Source organism: Pseudarthrobacter sp. MDT1-56 (assembly GCF_059383555.1).
Genome location: NZ_JBWZCK010000009.1, coordinates 1 through 25,445, shown reverse-complemented (window position 1 = coordinate 25,445; position 25,445 = coordinate 1). Strand labels below are relative to the sequence as shown.

The following is a 25,445-nucleotide window of genomic DNA, read 5'->3' as shown; positions in this document are numbered from 1 at the left end:
TGTGGCGCGCCAGCCGAAACTAAGCTTGCTTAGTACACTAGGTGACGGCGTCCTCCCAGGCAACAGTCATCCGGTGGCCGATCCCATAAAACGCCGAACGGCGCACCGGAAATCTCCGGTGCGCCGTTCGGGGTAAAACGCCCATTCGGGGTGAAACTGCCGGCAGGAGGCCGGCTCAGCGGAACTAGCCGAGCATGGACAGCACGTCGCTGAACTTCGCCGAGGGCCGCATAGCCGCGGTGACCTTGGCTTCGTCCGGGTGGTAGTACCCGCCGAGGTCCACCGGGGAGCCCTGGACGGCAAGGAGCTCGCCGAGGATGGTCTCCTCTGCGGAGTCCAGCGCGCCGGAGACGGCGGCGAACGCAGCGGCCAGCTCGGCGTCGTCGGCCTGACGGGACAGTTCCTGGGCCCAGAACTTGGCCAGGTAGAAGTGGCTGCCGCGGTTGTCGAGCTCGCCGGCCCTGCGCTTCGGGGACTTGTCCTCCAGCAGGAAGGTGCCGGTGGCGCGGTCCAGGGTGTCGGCAAGGATCTGTGCGCGGGCGTTGCCCGTGGACGTGGCCAGGTGCTCGAAGCTGACGGCCAGGGCCAGGAACTCACCCAGGCTGTCCCAGCGCAGGTGGTTTTCCTTGAGCAGCTGCTGCACGTGCTTCGGGGCGGAGCCACCGGCGCCGGTTTCGAAGAGGCCACCGCCGTTGATCAGCGGCACCACCGAGAGCATCTTGGCGCTGGTACCCAGTTCCAGGATCGGGAAAAGGTCCGTGAGGTAGTCGCGCAGCACGTTGCCGGTCACCGAGATGGTGTCCTCGCCCTTGCGGATGCGCTCCAGGGTGAAGGCCGTGGCCTCCTCCGGGGACATGATGCCGATCTGCAGGCCCTCGGTGTCGTACTCCTTGAGGTACTCCTCAACCTTCGCGATCATCTGGGCGTCGTGGGCGCGGCCCTTGTCCAGCCAGAAAATCGCCGGCATGGCGGAGGCGCGGGCGCGGGTGACGGCCAGCTTGACCCAGTCACGGACCGGGACATCCTTGGTCTGGCAGGCGCGCCAGATGTCGCCCGGGGCGACCTGGTGCTCGATCAGGACGGTGCCGGCGTCGTCAATCAGCTGGACGGTGCCGGCGGACTGGATCTCGAAAGTCTTGTCGTGGCTGCCGTATTCCTCGGCGGCCTGCGCCATCAGGCCGACGTTCGGGACGGTGCCCATGGTGGTCGGGTCGAAGGCGCCGTGGGCACGGCAGTCATCGATGACGACCTGGTAGATGCTGGCGTAGCTGCTGTCCGGAAGGACGGCGAGCGTGTCGGCTTCCTGGCCGTCGCGGCCCCACATGTGGCCGGAGCTGCGGATCATGGCCGGCATGGAGGCGTCCACAATCACGTCCGAAGGCACGTGCAGGTTGGTGATGCCCTTGTCGGAATCGACCATGGCCAGCTCGGGGCCCTCGTTCAGGCCCTTCTTGATAGCCGCCTCGACGTCGCCGCGGATCTCCTCGGGGAGATCCTCGAGGCCGTTGAGGATCGAGGCCAGGCCGTTGTTGGGGCTCAGGCCGGCTGCGGCGATCTGGGCGCCGTAGGTGTCAAAGAGCTCGGCGAAGTACGCCTTGACGACGTGACCGAAGATGATCGGGTCCGAGACCTTCATCATGGTCGCCTTGAGGTGGGCGGAGAACAGCACACCGTCTTCCTTCGCGCGGGCAACCTGGGCTGCAAGGAAGTTGTCCAGGGCGGCGGCGCGCATCACGGTGCCGTCGATGATCTCGCCGGCGAGTACGGGGAAAGCCCGCTTGAGGATCTTGACCGTGCCGTCCTCCTTGACCAGCTGGATCTTGACGTTACCGTCAGCCTTGATGACCACGGACTTCTCGTTGGAGCGGAAGTCATCGGCGTCCATGGTGGCGACGTTGGTCTTGGACTCGGCGGTCCAGGCGCCCATGCTGTGCGGGTTCTGGCGGGCGTAGGCTTTGACCGAGAGCGGTGCGCGGCGGTCGGAGTTGCCTTCACGCAGCACCGGGTTTACGGCGGATCCCTTGATCTTGTCGTAGCGGGAGCGGATGTCCGTCTCTTCGTCCGAGGAGGGGTTGTCCGGGTAGTCCGGGAGGGCGTAGCCCTGGCCCTGGAGCTCCGCGATGGCGGCCTTCAGCTGCGGCGTCGAGGCGCTGATGTTCGGCAGCTTGATGATGTTGGCTTCGGGCTTCTTCACGAGGCCGCCAAGTTCAGCCAAGGCGTCAGTGACGCGCTGCTCTTCGGTGAGGTAGTCGCCGAACGCGGCGATGATGCGGCCGGCCAGCGAAATGTCGCGGGTCTCCACTTCCACACCGGCCGTCGAAGCGAAGGCTTCAACAATCGGCAAGAACGAATAGGTGGCCAGCATCGGCGCTTCGTCGGTGTGGGTATAGATAATCTTTGCCATTGCTCGGGCGTCTCCCTGAAGGTCTGGGTATTTCCGGAATTTTGTGCCAATTCAACACACCTAACTTACCCGAGGGAGTAGGGTTGCCGCCTACCGGCGTCGTACGCCAGCGGCTCCGTGACGCCAGCAACATATCGTGACAAGAATTGACAATATGCTTTACAAGCCCGTCAAACTCCCGTAGTTTCGTTCCCATCACAGCGGCCACCACCGGCAGCCGCCCCGCTTTCCACCGGTTAGGACAACCATGAGAACACCCAAGACTCTGGCCACCAGCCTCCTCAGCCTCTCGGCAGCGGCACTGTTGGCTCTGAGCGCTGCGGGCGCAGCGAGCGCCGCCCCGGCACCCGGCAACGCACCAGCGGAAACGTCGGGGGTCAGCAGCCACACCGTCGTCGAGACCGGCGGAGCGGAGTACTGGACGGAAGAGCGGATGCGCAACGCCATCCCCGGCGACGTCCTGGCCGAGAAGGCCATGCAGAGGAGCGCCAACTCCAAGACCGCCGTGAACCGCCCGGCGGAAGCGGGGGCGCCCAGCACCGTCGAGTCCCAGGCGCCGAGCCTGCAGGCGAAGGAGATCCAGAGCAAGGCGAACGCGAGCGAAACCCCGGTCAAGCACATCGGCAAGGTCTTCTTCACCCTGGGCGGCTCAAACTACGTTTGCTCCGGCAACTCGGTCTCCTCCACGAACAGGAACACCGTTTCCACGGCCGGGCACTGCCTCAACGAGGGTCCCGGCGCCTTCGCCACCAAGTTCACCTTTGTCCCGGCCTACCTCAACGGATCCGCTCCCTACGGCATGTGGACGGCCAAGTCCCTCCACGCGCCCACCCAGTGGAGCTCCGGCGGCGACATGACGTACGACACCGGCTTCGCGGTCATGAACCCGCTCAACGGCCAGACGCTTTCGGACGTCGTGGGGGCCTCGGGCCTGGAGTTCAACGCCGCCCGCGGCCTGAGCTACAAGGCGTTCGGCTACCCCGCAGCCCGGCCCTTCAACGGTGAGTCCCTGAAGAGCTGCAGCGGCACCGCCACGAACGATCCCTACAACCCGCAGTTCAACTCCCAGGGCATCCCCTGCAACATGACCGGCGGATCCTCGGGCGGCCCGTGGTTCATCGGCTCAAGCTCGACCGGCTACCAGAACTCGGTCAACAGCTACGGCTACGGCAGCAAGTCCACCACGATGTACGGCCCGTACTGGGGCTCCGTCATCCAGCAGGCCTACAGCACCGCGGCCGCTTCCTAGGTAGAGCTTCCCGCACCCAGCACCACGCACACCAGCGCGGGGTCACTCGAGGCCCATCTCCAGCAGCGGGGATGGGACCGGGTGGCCCCGCGTTGCCGTGTGATCAGGGGCCGGGCCCGGGCTGGCTGGATGGCTGGACATGTTCCCGGCACCCCCGCACCACAGGACATGTCCCCCGGCATGCCCCGGCTCCACAGGACATGTCCCCCGCAAGGCCCGGAGCTTGGACATAGTCCCAATATGCCCAGTCCTTAGCTCGAACAATGAGCATGTCCCCCGGCCCACGACTCCGCGCGCGAGCCTGGTCCTCCCCGCACCACGGGACATGTCCCCCGCAGGGCCCGGAGCATGGACATAGTCCCAATGTGCCCAGTCCCCGGCTCGAACAATGAGCATGTCCCCCGGCCCACGACTCCGCGCGCGAGCCTGGTCCTCCCCGCACCACGGGAAATGTCCCCCGCAAGGCCCGGAGCATGGACATAATCCCAAAGTGCCCAGTCCTCGGCTCGAAGACTGAGCATGTCCCCAACCCACGACTCCGCGCGCGAGCCTGGTCCTCCCCGCACCACGGGATATGTCCCTCGCAACGCCCGGAGCATGGACATAGTCCCAATATGCCCAGTCCTTAGCTCGAAGACTGAGCATGTCCCCCGGCCGACTCCGCGCGCGAGCCTGGTCCTCCCCGCACCACGGGATATGTCCCCCGCAACGCCCGGAGCATGGACATAGACCCAATACGCCCACCCGTAGCCACGAAAAATGGACATGCCCTCCGGTAAAGGGAGGGCATGTCCATTCGTGCTGAAGCAGTGTGCGGAACCCGTGAGGATTCAGCGCGGCCTCTTAGTGGAAGAAGTGCCGCGCGCCGGTGAAGTACATCGTGATGCCCGCGGCGTTGGCTGCGGCGATGACTTCCTCGTCGCGGACCGAGCCGCCGGGCTGGACGACGGCGCGGACGCCGGCGTCGATCAGGATCTGCAGGCCATCGGCGAACGGGAAGAACGCGTCCGACGCCGCCACGGCACCGCGGGCACGCTCGGGTGCCCCGCTCGCCTCTGCTGTCGACGGACCAGCTGCACCGCCGGCGCCCTCGACGTCGGAGTCCACGCTCACACCCAGGGAGTTGGCGCGCTCGACGGCGAGCTTGCAGGAGTCGAGCCGGTTGACCTGGCCCATGCCGATGCCCACGGAGGCACCGTGGTTTGCCAGCAGGATGGCGTTGGACTTCGCCGCGCGGCAGGCGGTCCAGGCGAAGGCAAGATCGGCCAGGGTGCCGGCGTCGGCGGCCTCACCGGCGGCGAGGGTCCAGTTGGCCGGGTTGTCGCCCTCGGCGTCGACCCGGTCCGACATCTGCACCAGCACACCGCCGGAGACCTGGCGGATTTCGGAGGGATAGCGGCCGTAGCCCTCGGGCAGGGCGAGGAGGCGGATGTTCTTCTTCTTGGACAGGATCTCCACGGCCTCGTCCTCGAAGCCTGGGGCAATGACGACCTCCGTGAAGATGCCGGCGACGGTCCGGGCCATGCCGGCGGTGACCGTGCGGTTGGCCGCAATCACACCGCCGAACGCGGAGACAGGGTCGCAGGCGTGCGCCTTGGCGTGCGCGTCAGCGATGGGGTCCGCGGCGGAGGCCGAACCCACGGCCACGCCGCAGGGGTTGGCGTGCTTGATGATCGCGACGGCGGGCTCGGCGAAGTCGAACGCGGCGCGCAGGGCGGCGTCGGCGTCGACGAAGTTGTTGTAGCTCATCGCCTTGCCGTGCAGCTGGTCGGCCTGCGCGATGCCCGCCGGGGCGGCTTTGTCCACGTAGAGGGCGGCCTGCTGGTGCGGGTTTTCGCCGTAACGGAGCACCTCGGAACGCTCAAGCGCCAGGCCGGCGTAGGCGGGCCAGTCGATAACGCCGTCGCCGTCCTCATCGAGGAACTGGCTCGCGGTCCAGCTGGCCACGGCGGTGTCGTAAGTGGCGGTGTGAGCGAAGGCCTTGGCGGCGAGCCGGCGTCGGGTCTTCAGGTCAAAGCCGCCGGAAGCGGCGGCGGCAACGACGTCGTGGTACGAGGACGGGTCCACCACAATCGCGACGGCGGCGTGGTTCTTCGCGGCGGAGCGCACCATCGCGGGGCCGCCGATGTCGATCTGCTCGACGACGTCGTCCTGCGCAGCGCCCGACTTCACGGTTTCCACGAAGGGGTAGAGGTTCACGACGACAAGGTCGAACGGTTCGATGTCCATCGACGTGAGCGTGTCCATGTGGGCCGGGACGCGGCGGTCGGCGAGGATGCCGCCGTGGACGCGCGGGTGCAGGGTCTTGACCCGGCCGTCGAGCATTTCCGGGGAGCCGGTGACTTCTTCGACTTCCTGCACCGGGATACCGGCGGCGGCGATCTTCTTGGCGGTGGAGCCGGTGGAGACGATCTTGACGCCGGCGTCGTGCAGGCCCCTCGCGAGCTCCTCCAGACCGGTCTTGTCGTAGACCGAAATCAGGGCCCGGCGGATGGGAACACGGTCGATGGATACACGGTCAAGCGGCGTGAAGCTCACAAAAGTCTCCGTCTTATATCGCGGCGGGGCCGCGGGTGGTGGGGATGCGGCCAGTTTATCGCGTCAGCGCGCCGGGCCTTCCCGCGCGCCGGAGTATGAAGCGCACCGCACCTGCTCCCCGGGCCACGTAGAGTTTTCCCAGGAGGCTGAGATGAATACGTACACCACTGTGCCCAGCGGCGAACAGGTGGTCCAGGAACTGCCGTGGCGTTGGAAAGTGCAGGGCCGGATCTTCCTGATCGGCGGCCTGGGCTTTATGTTCGATGCCTGGGACGTCACGCTCAACGGCATCCTGATCCCGTTGCTGTCCAAGCACTGGTCCCTCACCCCGGGCGAGGCCGCCTGGATCGGGGCCTCGAACCTGATCGGCATGGCCCTGGGCGCCTTCATCTGGGGCACCATCGCGGACACCATCGGGCGCAAGAAGGCCTTCACCGCCACCCTGCTGATCTTCTCGCTCTTCACCGTGCTCGGCGCCTTCTCCCCCGATTTCCTCTGGTTTGTCGCGTTCCGATTTATGGCCGGCTTCGGCCTGGGCGGCTGCATCCCGGTGGACTACGCGCTGGTGGGCGAGTTCACGCCCCGCAAGCAGCGCGGCAAGGTCCTCACCGCGATGGACGGCTGGTGGCCGATCGGCGCCGCATTGTGCGGGTTCGTGTCCGCCGGGCTCGTGGCCCTGTACGGGGACTGGCGGCTGACCATGCTGGTGATGGTGCTGCCGGCGCTGCTGGTGTTCTGGGTCCGCCGCAGCGTCCCCGAATCCCCGCTGTTCCTGATCCGCAAGGGCCGCCGGGAGGAGGCCGCCAAGGTGATCGATGACCTCGTCGCGGCGACCGGCGCCGAGCCCCGCGTCTACAGCCTGCCCGAGGCGCAGGACGCGCCGCGGCTCTCCGCCGGCAGCGCCTGGACCCAGCTGCGCCTGCTCTGGCAGTACGACTGGAAGATCACGACGGCGGCCTGGTCGCTGTTCTTCAGCATCCTGCTGGTCTACTACCTGTCGTTGACCTGGATGCCGCGGATCCTGATCGGCGCCGGCTTCGAGGAGTACAAGGCCTTCCTTACCACCGCCTCCATGGCCGCCGTCGGGCTCCTGGGCGTGGTGGTGGCCGCGCTGCTGGTGGAGCGGGTGGGCCGGAAATGGATCCTGGCGATCACCGGCCCGCTGTCCGCGCTGACCCTGGTGATCGTGGCGATCGTGGTGGACATCCCGACGGCGGCCGTGTTCTGGCTGCTGGTGTTCGGCTTTGTGGTGCAGGTGGCCATCCCGGTGCTCTACGCCTATGTCTCGGAGCTGTATCCGACGGAGCTGCGCGGTTCGGGCTTCGGCTGGGCCTCGACGTTCTCCCGGCTCGGCGCCGGCTTCGGCCCGCTGATCTTCGCGGCGTTCCTCTGGCCGGAACTGGGCCTCGCGACCTCGTTCGCCATCGCCGGGGTGCTGGTGCTGCTGAGTGTGCTGTGGATGGCGTTCTTCGCCCCCGAGACCAAGCAGCGCCACCTCGCCTAAGCCGCCGGACTGCGCCCGGTTGCGCCCCTCCCCTCGGTTTGCCCTGTCACTTTTGGTGCTTCTGAGGGGCTCAGAGGCACCAAAAGTGATAGCGCAACGGGGTGTTCAGGCGTGTGTTCAGGCGGGGGCGGGGGTTTCCGCGGTGGCGAGGGAGGCCAAGGTGGAAACCAGCAGCCTGCGCTCCACCACCTTGATCCGTTCGTGCAGGGACTCCTCGGTCTCGCCGTCCGCGACCGCCACGGCTTCCTGGGCAACGATCGGGCCCGTGTCCACCCCGGCGTCGGCCCAGTGCACCGTGCAGCCGGTGACCTTCACGCCGTAGGCCAGCGCGTCGCGGACCCCGTGCGCGCCGGGGAACGAGGGCAGCAGGGCCGGGTGGGTGTTGAGGTATTTGCCGCCGAACGCGTCGATGAAGTCCGCGCTGACGATCCGCATGAACCCCGAGGACACGACGACGTCGGGCGAGTACCCGGCCACGGTGTCGGTGAGCGCGGCGTTCCAGGCTGCCCGGTCCGGGTAGGCCTTGAAGTCCACCACGAAGGTCGGGATTCCGGCGGCGGCCGAGCGCTCCACCCCGAAGGTTCCGGGCCGGTCCGCGCCGACGGCGGCGATCTCGACGTCGAGCCTGCCCTCGTGCACGGCGTCGATGACGGCCTGGAGGTTGGAGCCGGTGCCGGAGACGAGGACTACGATGCGCATTGTCCTAGCTTATGGGGCCGCTCGCGTAGGCTGGAAACCATGAATCCCCCGAACGACTCCGCCGGCAGCAAGGGCGGCCAGCCGCAAGGCCAGCACCCGCTCAGCGACGCGGCCAAGGCCTCGCAGGCCAAGACCCATAATCTGTTCCGCAGCTTCGTTGTGGCGGTGCTGGGGTCGTTCTTCGTCTACCAGCTGGACATCAATTACCTCTGGCTGAGTGCACTTCTGACGGTGGCCGCGATCGTGCTGGGCATCATGGTGCTGGTCCGGTACGCCAAGCTCAAGGAATCCAAGTTCGTGCTGTTCGGGACGATTTCGGGGATGGTGGTCCTGGCCGTCCAGGTGCTGCTGCTCGTGACCTCGGCACTGTTCTTCAACCAGGTCCGGGACTACCAGCAGTGCAGCCGCCAGGCCCTCACCCAGCAGGCCGCCTCAATGTGCCAGACCCAGCTGGAAGAGTCGCTGCCGCGGTTCCGCTGAGTGCGGTTCCGCTAACCGCCGGGCGGCGTTAGACGGACGCCGTCTCCAGGTCCGCTTCGCGCAGCTTCTGCTGGCGTTCCAGCCACGGTCCCGCGGCGTAACCGATCACGACGCCGATCCCCACCTCCGCGGCCACGAACAGTGCCGTCCGGAGCGGGTCGGGTCCGATCTCCGTGAGCCGTCCGATCCCGGCGGAGCCGCTCGCCAGCCAGGCCAGGCCCGCTGCCAGCAGCCCGGCGACGCTGCCGACCATCACGCCGAGCGCCAGGGTGGAGACCGTGGCGGTGAACCAGCGGGCGTGGATCTTGATGGAGAGCCATTCGTCGAAGTGGTTTTCGCCTTCGCGCAGGAACCACCAGCCGGCCAGGGTTCCGGCGAGGACCGGCACCACCATCGCGGCCACCGCGAAGTCCAGCGGCCCGGCCGGCAGCGCCGCGAACACCGGGATTGAGGGCAGCGGCCCGACGGCGGTGCCCAGCGCCCCGGCCTGGGAGCCGACGCCCAGGGCGACGCCCGCACCGGAGATCCAGGCGAGCGCGAACACCGCCAGGTTGGGCAGGAAGCCGAGCTGCGCGATGGTGAGCATGGCACCTCCCGTCGCTCCGGCGTCGAGCGCTTCATAGACCGCGACCACGAGGTTCCAGTGGACGAAGAAGGTGGCGGCGAGCAGCACGCAGGACATCGCCAGGCTCGCCATCAACGCCACGAATCCGGCCTTGAGCGCGGACCCAAGGTAGGAGCCGGCCCAGCGTGAATGCTGGCTGGTGCGGGCGAGCCAGTCCACGGCGTCGACGCCGATCAGGCGGCTCCAGGAACCTGCCTCGCGGCGGGCGCCGATCACCATGCCCAGCCCGAACGGGATCAGCGGGATAAAGGCGGCGGACCAGAGGCCCACGCCGACGTCGTCCGTACGGCAGACAAAGCCGGTGGTCAGACCGAATGCGGCGTACATCAGCCAGGAGCCGAGCAGCGCCTGCCAGAGCTGATCCGTGTACGAGGCGCGGGCCAGCCGCCGGCCCGCGCGCCAGGCCAGCAGGAACGGGATCAGGGTGAGCCCCAGCGGGGTAAGCGAAAGGACGCCGGACTGCGGTTGGGCGGCCGCGGAGCCTGCGCCCACGATGTCCAGCAGCAGCGGGACGCCATGGATCAGCAGCCATGCCTGGCCGGCGAGGCGGGCCAGGGCGTCGGGTGCGCCGTTCAGGAAACCGGCGGTGGCCCACACGGCGAGGATCGGGGCGGCCACCACCAGGGCGGAGATAATGGCTGCCTGCGCGGACTCAAGGGCTCCCTGCAGCCACAACGGCATCGGAAGTCCACGTTCCCCGGTCTGATCAGCGCGCAGTTTCATCGTGTTCCATGGTGCCATGTGCGGGGGTTCCTGCCCGTTCCGACAGGCTCAATCGGCCGATTTGACCGGGATTTTGCGCGTATTGCGGGGTTCCGGGATGAATTCAACTGCCCTCCTTGCCGGCGCTTTTTTCCCTACTCCGCCGTAAAATTGGAGTGTCCGCAATCAGTGGTTGGAGGCAGAAAATGACTACCGCATCTCCACATGCACACGGCGCTCACTTCGGACGGACAGACGTCCAGAACGTCGGCATGGGTGTAGGTATCGTCTTGATAGTCGTGGGCATCCTGGGGTTCATCCCCGGCATCACCACGCAGTACAACTCATTGGCGATCGTTGGACCGAATTCCACGGCCCTGTTCCTAGGCCTGTTCCAGGTATCGATGCTGCTGAACATCATTCAGGCCCTCATCGGCACCATCGGCATAGTGATGTCCCGGGACAACCCCATGGGCGCCCGGAACTTCCTCATGGGCTTTGGCCTGCTGTACATCGTCCTTAGCGTCTACGGGCTCATCGTTGGTGTGGACTCGGCGGCCAATTTCCTGTCGCTGAACGTCATGGGCATCTGGGGCTTTATGATCTTGGGCGTAGCAATGGTAGGCGCCGGTTGGCTGATGTCGAGGCATCTGGCTGACGACGCAGGAACCCGGTAAGCAAACAACCGGGAAAAAGGGAGCCGCGAATGAGTAACGTTTCATAGCATTCTGAAAATTCGTACTACCTGCTGGTGCAGTCGCCTCGCGGAAACGCAGCGGCTGCACCAGCTTTATTTGTGCTCGGGGCCTGGTGGGAGTTGGTCGTGTTTCGGGGGTTGGTCGTGTCTCGGGACGTGGCGGGGGGCACCCGTTCGCCACACCCGCCGGCCCGGCAGACTGACGACGAAGGCTCCAGGCTTCCGCACCGTCGGTGCCTGGTATCGACGAACTCACGCCCATACGCCACAAGCGGCCGCTAAGCATCCTTTCTTAGCGGCCGTTTGCGTCCAATCGCCCACATATGGGCTGCGGCTAGAAGCGGATCAACGAGTACGGCAGGCTCGGCAGGTTCCCCGCAGTCCAAGGGCGGTCCGATTTTTCGACCGGAATGAGCCCGCGGCCGTCGCGAACCACCAGCACCACCGTGCCAACGATGGCGAGCAAAGCTACCGCAGCCAGAATGATCAGCAGAACCACAAAGGACCCAGTCATGTCCAACACCTCTAACATCAATTTTACTGCGGTCTGCTGCTGCGAGAATGGCCAGATGACCGCCATCATCCTGGGCTGGAACCCGGACCGCTGGAATGACTGGAACTACGCCGACGCCGTGGAGCGCGTGGCCGCGACCGGGCTGCACCTTGAGCGCTGGAGCGTGGGCCGCCACCGGAATATCAGCGCAGGTACGGACGCCTGGCTGCTCCTGCAGGGAGACCGCGGCCGGGGACTGACCGGCCATGGTGTCGTGATTTCCGTCCAGCCCGAAGCCGGCCCGCACTCGCTCTCCTCAGAGGAAGCCGCGCCGGATGAGGCCCCGATGTATGCGCAGGTCGCCTTCGACGCCCTCCTGCCGCCCGGTGAGCAGATCGCCGTCGACGTACTCACGGAGGCGCTGCCCGGGGTGCCGTGGGACAGCGATGATGCCATCGAGCTGAGCGTTGAGCCGGCCGAGGAAGCGACCATCCGGGCACTTTGGCAAGACTTCGGACCCCCGCTGGGCGTGGACCCCACCCGGCCCGGACATGGCACCTACCCGCAGCACGCACTCACCCGGGTCATGGTGAACCGCTACGAACAGGACCCCGACGCGCGGCGGGCCTGCATTGCGCACCACGGCAGCAGTTGCGCGGCCTGCGGCTTCTCGTTCGAGCAGACGTACGGCGAGATCGGCATGGACTTTATCCCGGTACACCACCTCGTCCCGGTCTCCCAGCTCGGCAGCGGCTACCAACTCGATCCCATCACCGACCTCGTCCCGCTGTGCGCCAACTGCCACGCCATGGCGCACCAGGGTGTGGGCACGCCGCGGACGGTGGCCGAGCTGCGCCGGATCATCGGCGACGCCGGGTTCCTCCGCGGATCCACGGTCACCGAAGAACAGCTCGAGGCCCAGCGGCAGGCCCGCGAGCTCCTGGGACCGCAGTAGCACCATCCGTTTGCCACAAATGGCCGCTATCCGCGGTTGGACATGCTCATTCTGCGCTGCAACGGGTGGGCATATGGGGACTATGTCCAGTCCTCGGCCCGCACGGAGGGCATGTCCAGTGGGCCAAGCGCCCCCAGCCCTGAACCACGCCCCGTTAACCCACTCTTCCCTCCCGCGCCATCCCCCTCACCCCGCGCCGACAGCCTGCCCCCGCACTGTGGAGGGGTGAGGATCGCAATTGTTGCTGAGTCATTCCTGCCGCTGATGAATGGGGTAACCCACTCGATCCTGCGGGTCCTGGAGCATCTGCAGGATCGCGGAGACGAGGTGCTCGTGATCGCGCCCTCCACGCAGGACGCGGAGTCCCCCACCGAGGTCTACGGGGCGCATGTCCACCGGCTGCCCTCGGTTCCGCTGGCGGGCTACGCGAACGTACGGGTGGCGATGGGCGGTGTCTCTCGGGTCAAGCGAATCCTTGCCGAATATGCGCCCGACGTGGTCCACCTGGCGTCGCCGTTCGTGCTCGGCTGGCGCGCGGCCCAGGCCGCCCACCAGCTGGGGATCCCCACCATCGCCATCTACCAGACCGAGGTCCCGGGCTACGCCGGCCGGTACGGTGTCCCGTTCCTGGAGAACTGGGCCTGGAACAGGGTGGAGAACATCCACCTGCTCGCCTCCCGGACCCTCGCCCCGTCCAGCTTCGCGCTCAACCAGCTCCGCGGCCGCGGCATTCCGCGGGTCGAGATGTGGCGGCGCGGCGTGGACACCGAACGGTTCTCCCCGGGCAAGCGCGACGCCGGCTGGCGGACCGCCGTCGCCCCCGCCGGCGAGCGCATCATCGGCTACGTGGGCCGGCTCGCGGTCGAGAAGCAGGTGCAGGACCTCGCCGTGCTGGCCGATGTCCCCGGCACCCGGCTGGTGATTGTGGGCGACGGGCCCCAGCGGCAGGCCCTTGAGGACGCCCTGCCCCACGCGGTCTTCACCGGATTCCTCGGCGGCGAGCAGCTGGCCCGGGCGGTGGCGTCCTTCGATCTCTTCGTGCACCCCGGCGAGTTCGAAACCTTCTGCCAGACCATCCAGGAGGCGATGGCCTCGGGCGTGCCGGTGGTCGCCACCGGCCGCGGCGGCCCACTGGACCTCGTCGAGAACTCCTGCACCGGCTGGCTGTATGAGCCGGGGAACCTGACCGCACTGCGCTCCCATGTGGTGGACCTGATGGGCGACGACGCCAAGCGCCGCGCGTTCGCAGCGGCGGCCCACGCCTCGGTCCAGGGCAGGACGTGGACCGCCCTCGGCGCCGAGCTGGTCCAGCACTACCAGGCGGTCCTCGCCGCCGACATTTCCAGCACAACCACTCAAGGAGTCGCCCTGTGAGAATTTCCGTGATCGGCTGCGGTTACCTGGGAGCGGTGCACGCGGCCACCCTCGCCTCGATGGGCCACACCGTGGTGGGGATCGACGTCGACGCCGCCAAAGTGGAGCAGCTGGGCCGCGGTGCGGCCCCGTTCTTCGAACCGGGGCTGGACGAACTCCTCCGCGACGGCATCGCCACCGGCCGGCTCAGCTTCTCCACGGAATTCGCCGACGCCGCCCGCGCCGAGCTGCATTTCCTCTGCGTGGGCACACCGCAGTCCAAGACCTCCGACGGCGCCGACCTCAGTTACCTCGTCGCCGCTACGGAGGCGCTGCTCCCCCACCTCGCCGCACGCTCCGCCGTGGTGGGCAAGTCCACTGTCCCGGTCGGAACGGTGGACATGCTCACCGGTGTACTGTCGCCGCGGCCGGACGTGCTCCTGGGCTGGAACCCCGAATTCCTGCGCCAGGGCACCGCGGTCAAGGACTCCTTGGTCCCGGACCGCCTGGTTTACGGCGTCCCCGAGCACGGCCCCGCCCGCACCGGCCCGGCCCCCACCAGCTCCGCCAGGCCCACCAGCCCCGCCAGCACCGGCGCAGCGATCACCGCAGCCCTCGATGCCGTCTACGAACCCCTGCTCACCGCCGGGATTCCGCGCCTGGTCTGCAACTTCGCCACGGCGGAACTGATCAAGTCGGCGTCGAACGCGTATCTCGCCACGAAGCTCAGTTTCATCAACGCCATGGCCGAGCTCTGCGACGCGACGGGCGCGGACGTGAAACAGCTGGGCACGGCGATGGGCTTTGATCCGCGCATCGGCAGCCGGTACCTCCATGCCGGCCTGGGCTTCGGCGGCGGCTGCCTGCCCAAGGACATCCGCTCCCTCCGGGTCCAGGCTGCGGGGCTGGGCGTGGATTCGGTGGATCAGTGGATGGCGGTGGTGGATTCCATCAACCAGGACCAGCGTTCCCGCACTGTCGGGCTGGCCCTGGAACTGTGCGGCGGCCAGCTCGGCGGCCGCCGGGTCACCGTGCTCGGCGCCGCCTTCAAACCGGACACGGACGACATCCGGGACTCCCCTGCCCTGGCCGTTGCCCTCCAGCTGGCATCGGCCGGTGCCCATGTCACGGTGACGGACCCGGCCGCGATCAACAATGCGTGGCTCCGCTACCCGCAGCTGCGCTTCGAGCCGTCCACGTCCCAGGCCCTGGAAGGGGCCGAACTCGTGCTGCTGCTGACGGAGTGGGACGAGTACACCGCGATCCAACCGGCGGTCGCCGGCGCGCTGGTCCGTCGCCGGACCCTGCTGGACGCCCGGAACGTCGTCGACGCTGCCGCCTGGGAAGCGGAAGGCTGGACGGTCCGCGGCCTGGGCCGGGGCCAGGCGGCCAGCCCGGGCGAAGCCGCAGGTCACCGGCTGGTTTCGGCCAGCCCAGCCACCGCAGGCCGGTCCCAATGACGCACCGGGCGCCGAAACCCGGCCGCTGAAACGCCGGGCGCATGTGGTCACCGCCCAGCCGTGAGGCCCCTATGATTTCCTGAGGGGAGGACTCTATATGAACTACCGGTGGTCTCAAACTCTTACGGCGGTGGCACCGTGACGGCTTCCTCGCACCCGCCGCCCGGCGTCGACGCGGTGCTGGAATCCAGCCCCGATGCCCTTCTGGTGATCTCCGAGGACGGCACCATCCGCCTGGTCAACGCAGCCACGGAGCGCATGTTCGGCTACACCCGCGAGGAGCTCGTGGGCCAGGACCACCGCATGCTCCTCGCCGAGGGCTTCCGCAGCGGCTTCCACCGGCTCCTCTTCGCCCTCCGCAGGGAGGCCGACGCCGGCCCCGTCACCAACGCCGACGCCGCCGGCCCCGCCACGGAGCCAGACGCCACCGCCTTCGCTGCCTCCACCACCGCCAACCCCGGCCTCCCGCCGGTCGAGGCCTACGGGGTGCGGCGCGACGGCACCGAGTTCCAGGGCGAAGTGGCCTGCTCGCTGCTGGTCCAGGACGCCGACGGCGCCCCGATGAGCATGGCCGTCGCCGTCCGCGACACCTCGCACCGGCTCGCAGCGGACGCGGGACTCCGCGAAGCCCTGTCCCTGCTCAGCGCCACGCTGGAATCCACGGCCGACGGCATCCTCGTGGTCGGCGGCAACGGCCGGATCGCCGGCGTCAACAACCAGTTCATCTCCATGTGGGGCGTCCCGCGGGAGCTGCTGGCCACCCAGGACGACGAGGCCGTGATGGGCTTCGTCCTGGACCAGCTGGTGGATCCCGCACAGTTCGTCGAAAAAATCACCGCGCTCTACGCCGATCCGGACGCCGAGAGCCACGACGTCCTGGACTTCCGTGACGGCCGCACCTTTGAGCGCTATTCCCGCCCGCAGAAGGTCGCGGACCGGGTGGTCGGCCGGGTGTGGAGTTTCCGCGACGTGACCCCGGCCCGGATCGCGCAGGACAGGATCACCCAGGCCCTGGCCGATCTTGCCGAGCAGGCCGCCCAGCTCAAGGCCCTCGCGTTCCAGGACCCGCTGACCGGTCTGTCCAACCGGCAGCTCTTCAACGACCACCTCGAAGCAGCCCTGCGCGGGCCGTGCGGCACCGCCGTCGACGTCCTGCTCCTGGACCTGGACGACTTCAAGGAAGTCAACGACATCCTGGGCCACCACGCCGGGGACCAGCTGCTGATCGAGGTCGGCCGGCGTCTGCGGGAGTGTGTCCGCCCGAACGACGTTGTAGCACGCCTGGGTGGTGACGAGTTCGTGGTGCTGCTGGTCGGTGCGCTGGCCCCCGACGCGGTTGCCGAACGGATCGTCGCGTCCCTGCGGGTGCCGCTCTGGATCGACGGGACCATGCTGCGCCCGAGCCTCAGCCTGGGCCTGGCGTCGATCAACGAGGACGCCGTGGACGCCTCCGAGCTGCTGCGCCGGGCCGACATCGCGATGTACGCGGCGAAGGCGGCCGGGAAGAACCGGTACCTGCGGTTCCGCCCGGCGATGATGAAGTCACTCGTGGAACGCACCGAGCTGGAGGCCGGGCTGCGGCTGGCCGTGGACGCCGGCCAGATCACCGTGCACTACCAGCCCATCGTCTCGGCCCGGAGCGGTGTTGTGGTGAAAGTGGAGGCACTGGCCCGCTGGGAGCGCGACGGCGGCACCGTCCCGCCGTCGCAGTTCATCCCGGCAGCGGAGCGCAGCGGCCTGATCGTAGAGATCGGCACGGAGGTGCTGCTGAAGGGCTGCACCGAGCTGAAACCCTGGCTGGCGGAAGACGCCGAACGGTCCCTCGCCGTCAACGTCTCCGGGGTGCAGCTGCAGCACGGGGACTTCGCCGAGCTGCTGCTGGCCGTCGCCAGGAACACCGGCGTGGAACCGCGGCAGCTGGTCGTGGAAGTTACCGAAAGTGTCTTCTTCGTCGACGACTGCCATGTGATCCAGCAGCTCAGCGCCCTGCGGACCGCCGGCGTGCGGGTGGCGCTGGATGACTTCGGGACCGGCTTCTCTTCGCTGGGACGGCTTCAGGGGCTCCCCGTGGACACCCTGAAAATCGACCAGTCCTTCACGTCCATGATCCACACCGGCGATGAGAAACTGCCGATCCTCAGCTGCATGATCGCCATGGCCCACGGCCTGGGCCTGAGCGTCACGGCGGAAGGCGTGGAGACGGCAGCGCAGGTCGAATACCTGATGAAACTGGACTGCGATTCGCTGCAGGGCTTCCTGTTCTCCCGCCCCACCGCCGGTCCCGGCCTGAGGTCCGCCATTGCCCGGTCCAACGACGCGTTCGCCGCCTTGCGGGGAGAACGGGTGTCCGGGCCGCGGTGACCCGGCACTTTGGGTTGCCGGGGTACTGGACAAGGACCCCCTGACCCTATGATTCAGGAACGCACTGTCCGCGGCGCCGCCGTGGAACAGCCATCAACACATCATCCGTCGCTTCGGGGGGCCGGTATCACCGTGGGAACAGGGATTGAAGAAAGCCTGCTGGAGCATGGTCCCGATGCTGTCCTGCTGCTGACCGCCGAGGGAACCATCGCCTTTGCGAACGCGGCCGCCGAGCGTCTCTTCGGCTACCCCCGCGAGCAGATGCTCGGAGCACAACACACCATCCTGCTCTCCGAGGACGAGCGCGGCGGCTTCCTGCGGGTCCTGGGCCGGCTGGGCCGCGGCAGCCTGTCCGGCAGCCGGCCATTCGCGGCGGCAGGCCGGCGTCGGGACGGCAGCGAACTGTCCCTGGAGATCACCTGCTCGCTGGTGACGCTCGACGGCGGCCCGGCCATGGCGGTTGCCGTCCGGGACGGCAGCCACCGGGAGGACACCGATTCCGGCCGCCGGCTGGCGGTCTCGCTGCTCGACGCCACGCTGGAATCCACCGCCGACGGGATTGTGGTCATCTCCAATGAGGGACTCATCACCGGCATCAACAACCAGTACCTCAAGCTGTGGGGCATGCCGCCGGAGCTGCTCGCAGCGGAGGACCCGACGGCGCTGGTCACCTTCATCTCCCGGCAACTGCGCGATCCGGAGTACTTCCTGCAAAAAGTCACGGAACTCCAGGCCGACCGGTCCAGGCAGAGCCACGATGTGCTCGAGTTCAAGGACGGCCGCACCGTGGAGCTCTACTCCCGGCCGCAGAAAGTCGCGGACAAGATCGTGGGCCGGATCTGGAACTTCCGCGACATCACCTCCACACAGCGCGCCCAGGACCAGGCACGCCGCGCCCTGGCGGAACTCGCCGAGCAGGCGGACAAACTCAAGGAACTCGCGTTCCAGGACCCGCTGACGGGGCTGGCCAACCGGACCCTCTTTACCGAACGCGTCGCAGCCGCCCTGCTGACCCACGACCCGGTGCACGTGCTCCTGCTGGACCTGGATGACTTCAAGGAAGTCAACGACATCCTCGGCCACCACGCCGGCGATGAGATGCTGGTGAAAATCGCCGGCCGGCTGCAGCAGTGCGTCGGGCCGCACGGCACCGTGGCGCGCCTTGGCGGGGACGAGTTCGTGGTCCTGCTGATCGGCTGCAACGATTCGGACGCCGTGGCCCAGCGGATAGTGGCCACCCTTAACGCCCCCTTCTCCATCGAGGGAAGCCTTATGCGGCCTGCCCTCAGCCTGGGGGTCGCCTCGCGCGGCGCCGGGGCCATGACCTCCTCGGAGCTGTTGCGGCAGGCGGACTTGGCCATGTACGCGGCCAAGGAAGCCGGCAAGAACTGCTACCTCCACTTCCAGCCGGCGATGCTGGCCGAGCTGGTGGCACGGACCCAGCTGACTGCCGGGCTCAGGCGGGCCGTGGAACTGGGGCAAATCGTGGTGCACTACCAACCCGTGGTGTCCACGGAGCTGCTGGAGGTGGTGCAGTTCGAGGCCCTGGCCCGCTGGCAGTTCGAGGGGAAGCTGATGCCTCCGGATGAGTTCATCAGGACCGCGGAACGCAGCGGCCTGATCCGGGACATCGGGGCGGAGGTGCTGCGGCGCAGCTGCGTTGAGCTGCAGCCCTGGCTGGCGGAGGACCCGTCCCGGACCCTGGCGGTGAACGTGTCCGGCGTGCAGCTGCTGCACCGGGACTTCGCCGAACGCGTCCTGGACATCGCGGAGTGGGGCAACGTGGACCCGCACCAGCTGGTGCTGGAGGTGACGGAGAGTGTGTTCTTTGACCCCCGGTCCCACGTCATCGACCAGCTCGAGAGCCTGCGCGGGGCCGGCGTCCGGGTGGCCCTGGACGACTTCGGCACCGGCTACTCCTCGCTGGGCCGCCTGCAGCAGCTCCCGGTGGACATCGTCAAGATCGACAAGTCGTTCGTCTCCATGCTGCGCACCGGGGCGGAGAAACTCCCCATCCTGACCTCGATGATCCACATGGCCCGCAGCCTGGGCTTGAAGGTCACGGCCGAGGGCATCGAAACCCCGGAACAGGCCCACTACCTGATAGCCCAGGGCTGCGATGCCCTGCAGGGCTTCCTCTTCTCCCGCCCCGAGCCGGAGCACCGCCGCGAGCTGGGCATCCGCAACACCGCCGCGGCCGCCGCGGCCCTGGCCGGCGCCTCCCGCCCGGGATAGCCACCAGCCCGGGGTGCCTGGGGGCATCTTCTTGGGCGCGGCATGAGGCGCAGCACGCCGCAACCGGCTCCTGCGCATATGCTTCAGGGAGCGCAACCCGCCTTGCTCTCCGCAAGTGTGGCTGCCATCCATATCCACCGGCTTGGGGGCAGGCAAACACATGGAAGCTGGACTCGCACAAGTGCTGCTGGAGCACGGCCCGGATCCGATGCTGCTGCTGGCTGCGGACGGGTCCATCTCCTACCTGAACACCGCCGCGGAGCAGCTCTTTGGCTACTCCCGGTCACAGCTGCTGGGCACGGACTCCAGCCTGCTCCTGGCCGAACCCTTCCGCGCAGACTTCCTCGCTCTCCTCGCCGGGCTGTCCGGCTCGGCACCCCGCTGCGCCGAGCCCTTCACGGGCTCCGGCCGCCGGGCTGACGGCACCGATATCCCGCTCGACATCACGTGCTCACTGCTGCCAGCGGCCGCGGGGGCAGGCTCGGCCGCGCCGTCCGTCGCGGTGTCGGTCCGCGGCGCCGGGCACCGAGCCGAGCTGCGCGGAAACCACCCGGACGACGGCGGCAGTACAGCGGGCGGGGCGGCGCACCGCCGTCGGACGCTGGCGGCGTCCACGGCCGCTCCCGCCGCCTTCGCCGGGCACGATGACCAGGTGCGGGCCGGGGTGCTGCGCGATCCGCTGACGTCGCTGCCCAACGGCACCCTGTTCAACGAGCGCCTCGCCGCGGCGCTGCGCCGCCCGGACCCGGTGGACGTACTGCTGCTGAACCTGGATGACCTCAGGAACCTCAACGACGTGCTGGGGCGCTCCGCCGCGGACCAACTGCTGGTGGAGGTCGCGAGACGGCTGCGGAACTTCGTCCGCCCGCATGACACCGTCGCCCGGCTCGGCGGCCGCGAGTTTGCGGTGCTGCTGACCGAATGCCTCAACGCGGAGGCGGTGGCGGCTCGGATCGCCGAGTCGCTGCACGTGCCCCTGCGTGTTGGTGGCGCGCTGGTCCGGCCGGGTGTGAGCATGGGCCTGGCCTCCCGGACTTCTCCGACGCTCGACGGCGCGGAGCTGCTCCGGCGGGCCGACGCGGCCATGACGGCGGCGAAGACCGGCAAGAACGCCTGGTTGCAATTCCAGCCGGAGATGCTGGAGTCCGTGGCCATCACGGCCGAGGTGGACACCGGTGCCGACGGCCAGGCCGGGCTCCGGCAGGCGGTGGAGCTGGGCCAGATCTCGGTCCACTACCAGCCCGTGGTGTCCCCGGGGCTCGGTGCCGTGGTGCAGTTCGAGGCGTTTGCGCGCTGGGAACGGCACGGCCGGCTGGTTCCGCCCAAGCAGTTCCTGCCCGCGGCGGAGGAGAGTGGACTGATCCGCGAGATCGGCGACGAGGTCATGCGCCGGGCCTGCGGCGAGATCCGGCCCTGGCTGGCCGGCGACGCCGCGTGCAGCGTTTCGGTGAACGTCTCCGGCCTGCAGTTCCAGAACCGCGACTTCGCCGCGGGGGTACTCGCGATTGTGGCCTCCGCCGGGGTGGACCCGCGCCAACTCATGCTGGAACTGACGGAGAGTGCGTTCTTCGCGGCGGACTCGGCCGTGCTGTACCAGCTGCGGCAGTTGCGGGACGCCGGGGTGCGGATCGCGATGGACGACTTCGGCACGGGCTACGTGTCCCCGGACCGGCTCACGGAGCTGCCGCTGGACAAGGTGAAGATCGACCGCTCCCTGGTGGCCATGATCAGGACCGGCCAGGAACAGCTGCCGTTCTTCGGCATCATGATCGACGCGGCGCACGCCCTGGGCCTGAAGGTCACGGCCGAGGGCGTCGAGACGCCGGCCCAGGCCCGGTACCTCATGGACCGCGGCTGCGACTCCCTGCAGGGCTATTTGTTCGCCAGGCCGGCCCCGGCCAGCGGGCTGGCCGGGGCAAGGGATCGCGCACTGGCGGCGATCGCCACGGTTGACGCCGCTCAGTAGCCCCGCTGGGGCCGGCGGGTGCTTGCGCTTACTGCCGGGCCTTACTGCCGGCGGTCGAGCTCGTCGAGGTCCGCGCCCACCATCGCCGCGCTGCGCTCCCACAGCTCCCTGGCCAGCTCCGGGTCGTATGCCTGTTTGTTGGCTTTCGCCAGCGCCCGCTTGGTGTAGTACGCGCCGGATATCCAGTCCTGCCCCGGAGTGGCCGTGGCGAGCCACACCAGGGTGTCCGCGCCTTGTTCGGGGTTCAGCATGAACCGGTTGAGGAAGCTCCGGTAGATGAACCGGAACGGGCTGGTGGTGTCCGCGGCGAAGTTGGTGGCCACGACGCCGGGGTGGAAGGCCGCCGTCGAGATCCCTGCCGCCTGGTAGCGGTTGTTCAGCTCGGCGGTGAAGAGAATGTTCTCGAGCTTGGCGTTGCCGTAGGCCAGGTTGGCGGAGTACTTGTTGGCGGTCTCGAGGTCGTTGAGGTCCAGCTTGCCGTACAGCGAGTTCGCAGCGCTGGAGGTGTTGATGACGGTGGCGTGGCTGGCGGTGAGCACGTCCATCAGCTCGGTGGTGAGCAGGAACGGGGCCAGGTGGTTGATCTGGAAGGTCTTCTCGTGTCCGTCCACGGTGAGCCCGCGGTGGCCCATGATGCCGCCGGCGTTGTTGGCCAGGACGTCGATCCGCGGGTACGTCTCCTTCAGCTGCGCGGCGAGTTGGCGCACCTGTGCCAGCTCGGCGAAATCGCTGACGAAGTAGTCCGCGCCGATCTCTTTCGCGATCCGCTCGGTTTTCTCTGCGGAACGCCCGACGACGACCACCCGCTCTCCCTGTTGGCTCAGCGTCCGCGCGGCGGACGCGCCGATGCCGTCGCTGGCTCCGGTGATGACAATGGTCCGAGCGGTCATGAGGAAATCCTTTGAGTTGAGCGAAGGCGGCAACGGGCCTGGTCTGCATCGAGCCTACCGAACCCAGTATCCGCGAACGCCCAGGAGCCCGCAGATTCGGCGATGACCAGCAGAATTATGGGCGGCTGGCGGCCGAAAATCGAGTCACGGGCCACTAATACTTGGTTCTATTTTCCCAATCACTGGCCAATTCCCATACGTCTACTTGGGTCATGGACAGGGCTACGTGGGATCCAAGAATTATTCCGGAAGAACGTACTCGGACAGCGCGTGGGCGGTCATTTTCCGTTGAGTTTCAGCGCTTTTGTCATGATACTGAACGCGTGCGCTGATGCTGGGGCGAGGTCCAGAGTCAGCGTGCGCCGCAGGCACATCGGAGTTTCCAGATGTGGCTGGGGTTTCGGGGGGAACGGGATTGTGGGCACAGTTTAACAGGTGCCCGGGGGGATATCGCGTATTCCATGACAGTTCTTTCTCCGCCATGAAAGACAACTGAAAACTACAGAAAAGAAAAGGACTCTTTTTCGCTTCCGGTCAGAGTGGCTAGCTTCACGCTAATCGGGAGTTATCAGCAGGACCACCATGGAAACGGCGATCAAACGCATGAAAGAAACGGCGATGAACATGAAACGTACCGCCAGCTGGCTCAGCAGAGTCGTAGTAATAGCGTTAGTTGCAGCCGGGGGGCTGTTGGGAATTTCCACCAGCGCTACCGCGGCCGATGACTACGGCTATGAGGGCAACAGCTTCGCCGGCGTGAGCAATCCGCCCACCTCGGACAAACCGCAGAGCAAGCTCTGGTGGCATGACGGATCCTGGTGGGCCGACATGTGGACCACCGGCACCGGCTGGGAGATTTACCAGCTGGACGTTGACTCGAAAACCTGGGTCAGCACGGACCTCACAAACGACACCCGTGCCAACACGCTGGCGGACACCCTGTGGGACGGCACGCACCTGTACATCGCCTCGCACGTCGTCACGGTGACCGGTGACACGACGCCTACGGCGTCGGTCCCAGGCCAGCCGGCCAAGCTGTACCGCTACAGCTACGCAAACGGAGAGTTCTCGCTGGACAGCGGTTTCCCGACCACGATCATGAACAACAGCAGCGAGTCGATGACGATCGACCAGGACAGCACCGGCGCCATCTGGGCCACCTGGACCCAGGTCTCCGAAGATTCAGCGGGCGACTTCACCAACACCGTCTATGTCAACCGCTCCGCGCCCGGCGGAACCAGCTGGAATTCCCCGTTCGTCATCCCCGTCGCCAACCCGACCCTGGCACCGGATGACATCTCCGCGATCGTGGCCTACAGCAGCAACAAGATCGGCGTCATGTGGAGCGACCAACTCACAGGCGCCGTGCGCTGGGCGACCCGCACCGATGGGACCAGCCCCACCGCGGCGTCCTCATGGAAAGTCCAGGACGCGGTCAAGGGCAACAAATACGCCGACGATCACCTGAACCTCAAGACGCTGCAGTCCGACAACTCGGGCCGGGTGTTCGCCGCGATCAAGACCGGCCTCAACGATAACGAAACCGACCAGAGCCTGGCGCAGGTTGAGCTGCTGGTCTTCAAGCCCGGAACCGGTTCTTTCACGGTGTCCACGATCGCCACCATCGAGGACTGCGTGTCCCGCTCGCAGATCGTCCTCGATTCAGAGCACAACACGGTGCACGCCTTCCATACGGCGCCGGGCACCGATGTCAGCGGCTGCGCCTACTCCGGCATCCCCGGCGCCATCTATGAAAAGACGGCATCCATGGACGATCCGGTCTTTGAGCCCGGACGAGGCACGCCGATCATCCAGGACGGTGCGTCCGACAACATGAACGATGTGACCACCAGCAAGCAGAGTGTCAACAGCACCACCGGCCTGGTCGTGCTGGCCAGCAACAACGTGACCAAGCGCTACTGGTTCTCCTACCGGGACCTCGGTGACACGACGGCGCCGGCAGCTGCTCGCCTGAACGATTTCGACAATGACGGCAACACTGATGTGATCGCCCGGGACGCTTCGGGGCAGCTGTGGCTGTACCCGGGCACGGGTACCGGTGACTGGTTCACCCGGCAGAGCCTGGGCGGCGGCTGGAATGTGATGACGTCGATCGTCAGTGCCGGTGATTTCAATGGCGACGGCGATGCCGATGTTATTGCCCGGGACAGCAGCGGGGAACTGTGGCTCTACCGGGGCACCGGGACCGGCGACTGGCTCCAGCGCCAGAACATGGGTGGGGGCTGGAACGTGATGACCTCCATCGTGGCACCGGGAGATTTCAACGGCGACGACATGCCGGACCTGATTGCGAGGGACAGCAGCGGTGAGCTGTGGCTGTACCCGAACAACGGGGAGGGCGACTGGTTCAAGCGGGTTGACCTGGGCGGCGGGTGGAACATTATGAGTTCCATCGTGGCTCCGGGGTACTTCGACGCCGATGGGAACGTGGACCTGGTGGCCCGCGACACCAGTGGCCGGCTGTGGCTCTACCCGGGTAACGGGCAGAACGAGTGGTTCACCCGGGAGAGCCTTGGGGCGGGCTGGAACGTCATGAACGCCATCACCGCTCCCGGCGACATGGACTCCGACGGCCTCTCTGATGTAATTGCCCGCGACACCACAGGGGAACTCTGGCTCTACCCGAACGACGGTGCCGGTGACTGGTCCACCCGCATCGATCTGGGTGGTGGGTGGGGTCCCATGACGGCGATCCTGTAGGACTGTAAGAGGTGGGTTAAATGCGGGAGAGCCCCGACCGTGTGGTTGGGGCTCTCGACCGTTTAATGATGTTCCGGCGGTGACCTACTCTCCCACACCCTCCCGGGTGCAGT

At 67.4% G+C, this 25,445-nt stretch carries 17 protein-coding genes; 11 read left to right on the top strand and 6 right to left on the bottom strand.

Annotation, left to right across the window (positions count from 1 at the left end; translation table 11 throughout):
- Positions 1-184: 184 nt before the first annotated feature.
- Complete coding sequence (locus AC50YC_RS13365; RefSeq protein WP_494953994.1) at positions 185-2,404, bottom strand: NADP-dependent isocitrate dehydrogenase; 2,220 nt, start codon at positions 2,402-2,404, stop codon at positions 185-187.
- 247 nt (positions 2,405-2,651) lie between these two features.
- On the opposite strand from AC50YC_RS13365, the gene AC50YC_RS13360 reads away from it, so the two are divergent.
- Positions 2,652-3,653, top strand: coding sequence for a trypsin-like serine peptidase (locus AC50YC_RS13360; RefSeq protein ID WP_494953993.1), 1,002 nt, complete (start codon positions 2,652-2,654; stop codon positions 3,651-3,653).
- Between the two features lie 843 nt (positions 3,654-4,496).
- Here AC50YC_RS13360 and purH read toward each other — a convergent pair.
- A complete protein-coding gene (gene purH / locus AC50YC_RS13355) occupies positions 4,497-6,191 on the bottom strand; it encodes a bifunctional phosphoribosylaminoimidazolecarboxamide formyltransferase/IMP cyclohydrolase (protein WP_494953992.1) in 1,695 nt (564 codons plus the stop codon).
- Positions 6,192-6,342: 151 nt separating this feature from the next.
- Between purH and AC50YC_RS13350 the strand changes: the two genes are divergently transcribed.
- Positions 6,343-7,695 carry an MFS transporter gene (locus tag AC50YC_RS13350; RefSeq protein WP_354173328.1) on the top strand — a complete coding sequence of 451 codons (1,353 nt, stop codon included), beginning with the start codon at positions 6,343-6,345 and terminating at the stop codon, positions 7,693-7,695.
- A gap of 117 nt (positions 7,696-7,812) precedes the next feature.
- On the opposite strand, the gene purN is transcribed toward AC50YC_RS13350, so the two are convergent.
- A complete protein-coding gene (gene purN, locus AC50YC_RS13345; RefSeq protein ID WP_494953991.1) occupies positions 7,813-8,394 on the bottom strand; it encodes a phosphoribosylglycinamide formyltransferase in 582 nt (193 codons plus the stop codon).
- A gap of 39 nt (positions 8,395-8,433) precedes the next feature.
- On the opposite strand from purN, the gene AC50YC_RS13340 reads away from it, so the two are divergent.
- Complete coding sequence (locus AC50YC_RS13340) at positions 8,434-8,874, top strand: hypothetical protein (protein ID WP_494953990.1); 441 nt, start codon at positions 8,434-8,436, stop codon at positions 8,872-8,874.
- 28 nt (positions 8,875-8,902) lie between these two features.
- On the opposite strand, the gene AC50YC_RS13335 is transcribed toward AC50YC_RS13340, so the two are convergent.
- Positions 8,903-10,222, bottom strand: a complete 1,320-nt coding sequence (locus tag AC50YC_RS13335) for a cell division protein PerM (protein ID WP_494954145.1) — start codon at positions 10,220-10,222, stop codon at positions 8,903-8,905.
- A gap of 251 nt (positions 10,223-10,473) precedes the next feature.
- Between AC50YC_RS13335 and AC50YC_RS13330 the strand changes: the two genes are divergently transcribed.
- Positions 10,474-10,878 (top strand): DUF4383 domain-containing protein, encoded by a 405-nt coding sequence (locus tag AC50YC_RS13330; RefSeq protein ID WP_494953989.1) that lies wholly within the window; start codon positions 10,474-10,476, stop codon positions 10,876-10,878.
- A 354-nt stretch (positions 10,879-11,232) separates the two neighbouring features.
- Here AC50YC_RS13330 and AC50YC_RS13325 read toward each other — a convergent pair whose 3' ends face one another.
- Positions 11,233-11,412 (bottom strand): hypothetical protein, encoded by a 180-nt coding sequence (locus AC50YC_RS13325; RefSeq protein ID WP_494953988.1) that lies wholly within the window; start codon positions 11,410-11,412, stop codon positions 11,233-11,235.
- Positions 11,413-11,467: 55 nt separating this feature from the next.
- On the opposite strand from AC50YC_RS13325, the gene AC50YC_RS13320 reads away from it, so the two are divergent.
- The 6 genes from AC50YC_RS13320 to AC50YC_RS13295 all read left to right on the top strand — a co-directional run bounded on the left by AC50YC_RS13320 (position 11,468) and on the right by AC50YC_RS13295 (position 21,721).
- Positions 11,468-12,346, top strand: a complete 879-nt coding sequence (locus AC50YC_RS13320) for an HNH endonuclease (protein WP_494953987.1) — start codon at positions 11,468-11,470, stop codon at positions 12,344-12,346.
- Positions 12,347-12,571: 225 nt separating this feature from the next.
- On the top strand, positions 12,572-13,720 hold the full coding sequence (locus tag AC50YC_RS13315; protein ID WP_494953986.1) for a glycosyltransferase family 4 protein: 1,149 nt from the start codon (positions 12,572-12,574) through the stop codon (positions 13,718-13,720).
- A complete protein-coding gene (locus AC50YC_RS13310; protein ID WP_494953985.1) occupies positions 13,717-15,159 on the top strand; it encodes a UDP-glucose dehydrogenase family protein in 1,443 nt (480 codons plus the stop codon). The genes AC50YC_RS13315 and AC50YC_RS13310 overlap by 4 nt, the downstream gene beginning before the upstream one ends.
- A 108-nt stretch (positions 15,160-15,267) precedes the next feature.
- Positions 15,268-17,520, top strand: coding sequence for an EAL domain-containing protein (locus tag AC50YC_RS13305; protein ID WP_494953984.1), 2,253 nt, complete (start codon positions 15,268-15,270; stop codon positions 17,518-17,520).
- A 48-nt stretch (positions 17,521-17,568) separates the two neighbouring features.
- The gene (locus AC50YC_RS13300; protein ID WP_494953983.1) at positions 17,569-19,755 is read left to right on the top strand and encodes a putative bifunctional diguanylate cyclase/phosphodiesterase; all 2,187 of its coding nucleotides are present in this window, start codon (positions 17,569-17,571) and stop codon (positions 19,753-19,755) included.
- A 160-nt stretch (positions 19,756-19,915) separates the two neighbouring features.
- Entirely contained in the window at positions 19,916-21,721 is a 1,806-nt protein-coding gene (locus AC50YC_RS13295) for a putative bifunctional diguanylate cyclase/phosphodiesterase (RefSeq protein WP_494953982.1), read from the top strand.
- 41 nt (positions 21,722-21,762) lie between these two features.
- Here AC50YC_RS13295 and AC50YC_RS13290 read toward each other — a convergent pair whose 3' ends face one another.
- Positions 21,763-22,611, bottom strand: a complete 849-nt coding sequence (locus AC50YC_RS13290; protein WP_494953981.1) for an SDR family NAD(P)-dependent oxidoreductase — start codon at positions 22,609-22,611, stop codon at positions 21,763-21,765.
- A 618-nt stretch (positions 22,612-23,229) separates the two neighbouring features.
- Here AC50YC_RS13290 and AC50YC_RS13285 point away from each other — a divergent pair.
- Positions 23,230-25,332, top strand: coding sequence for an FG-GAP-like repeat-containing protein (locus AC50YC_RS13285; protein WP_494953980.1), 2,103 nt, complete (start codon positions 23,230-23,232; stop codon positions 25,330-25,332).
- Positions 25,333-25,445: the final 113 nt, after the last annotated feature.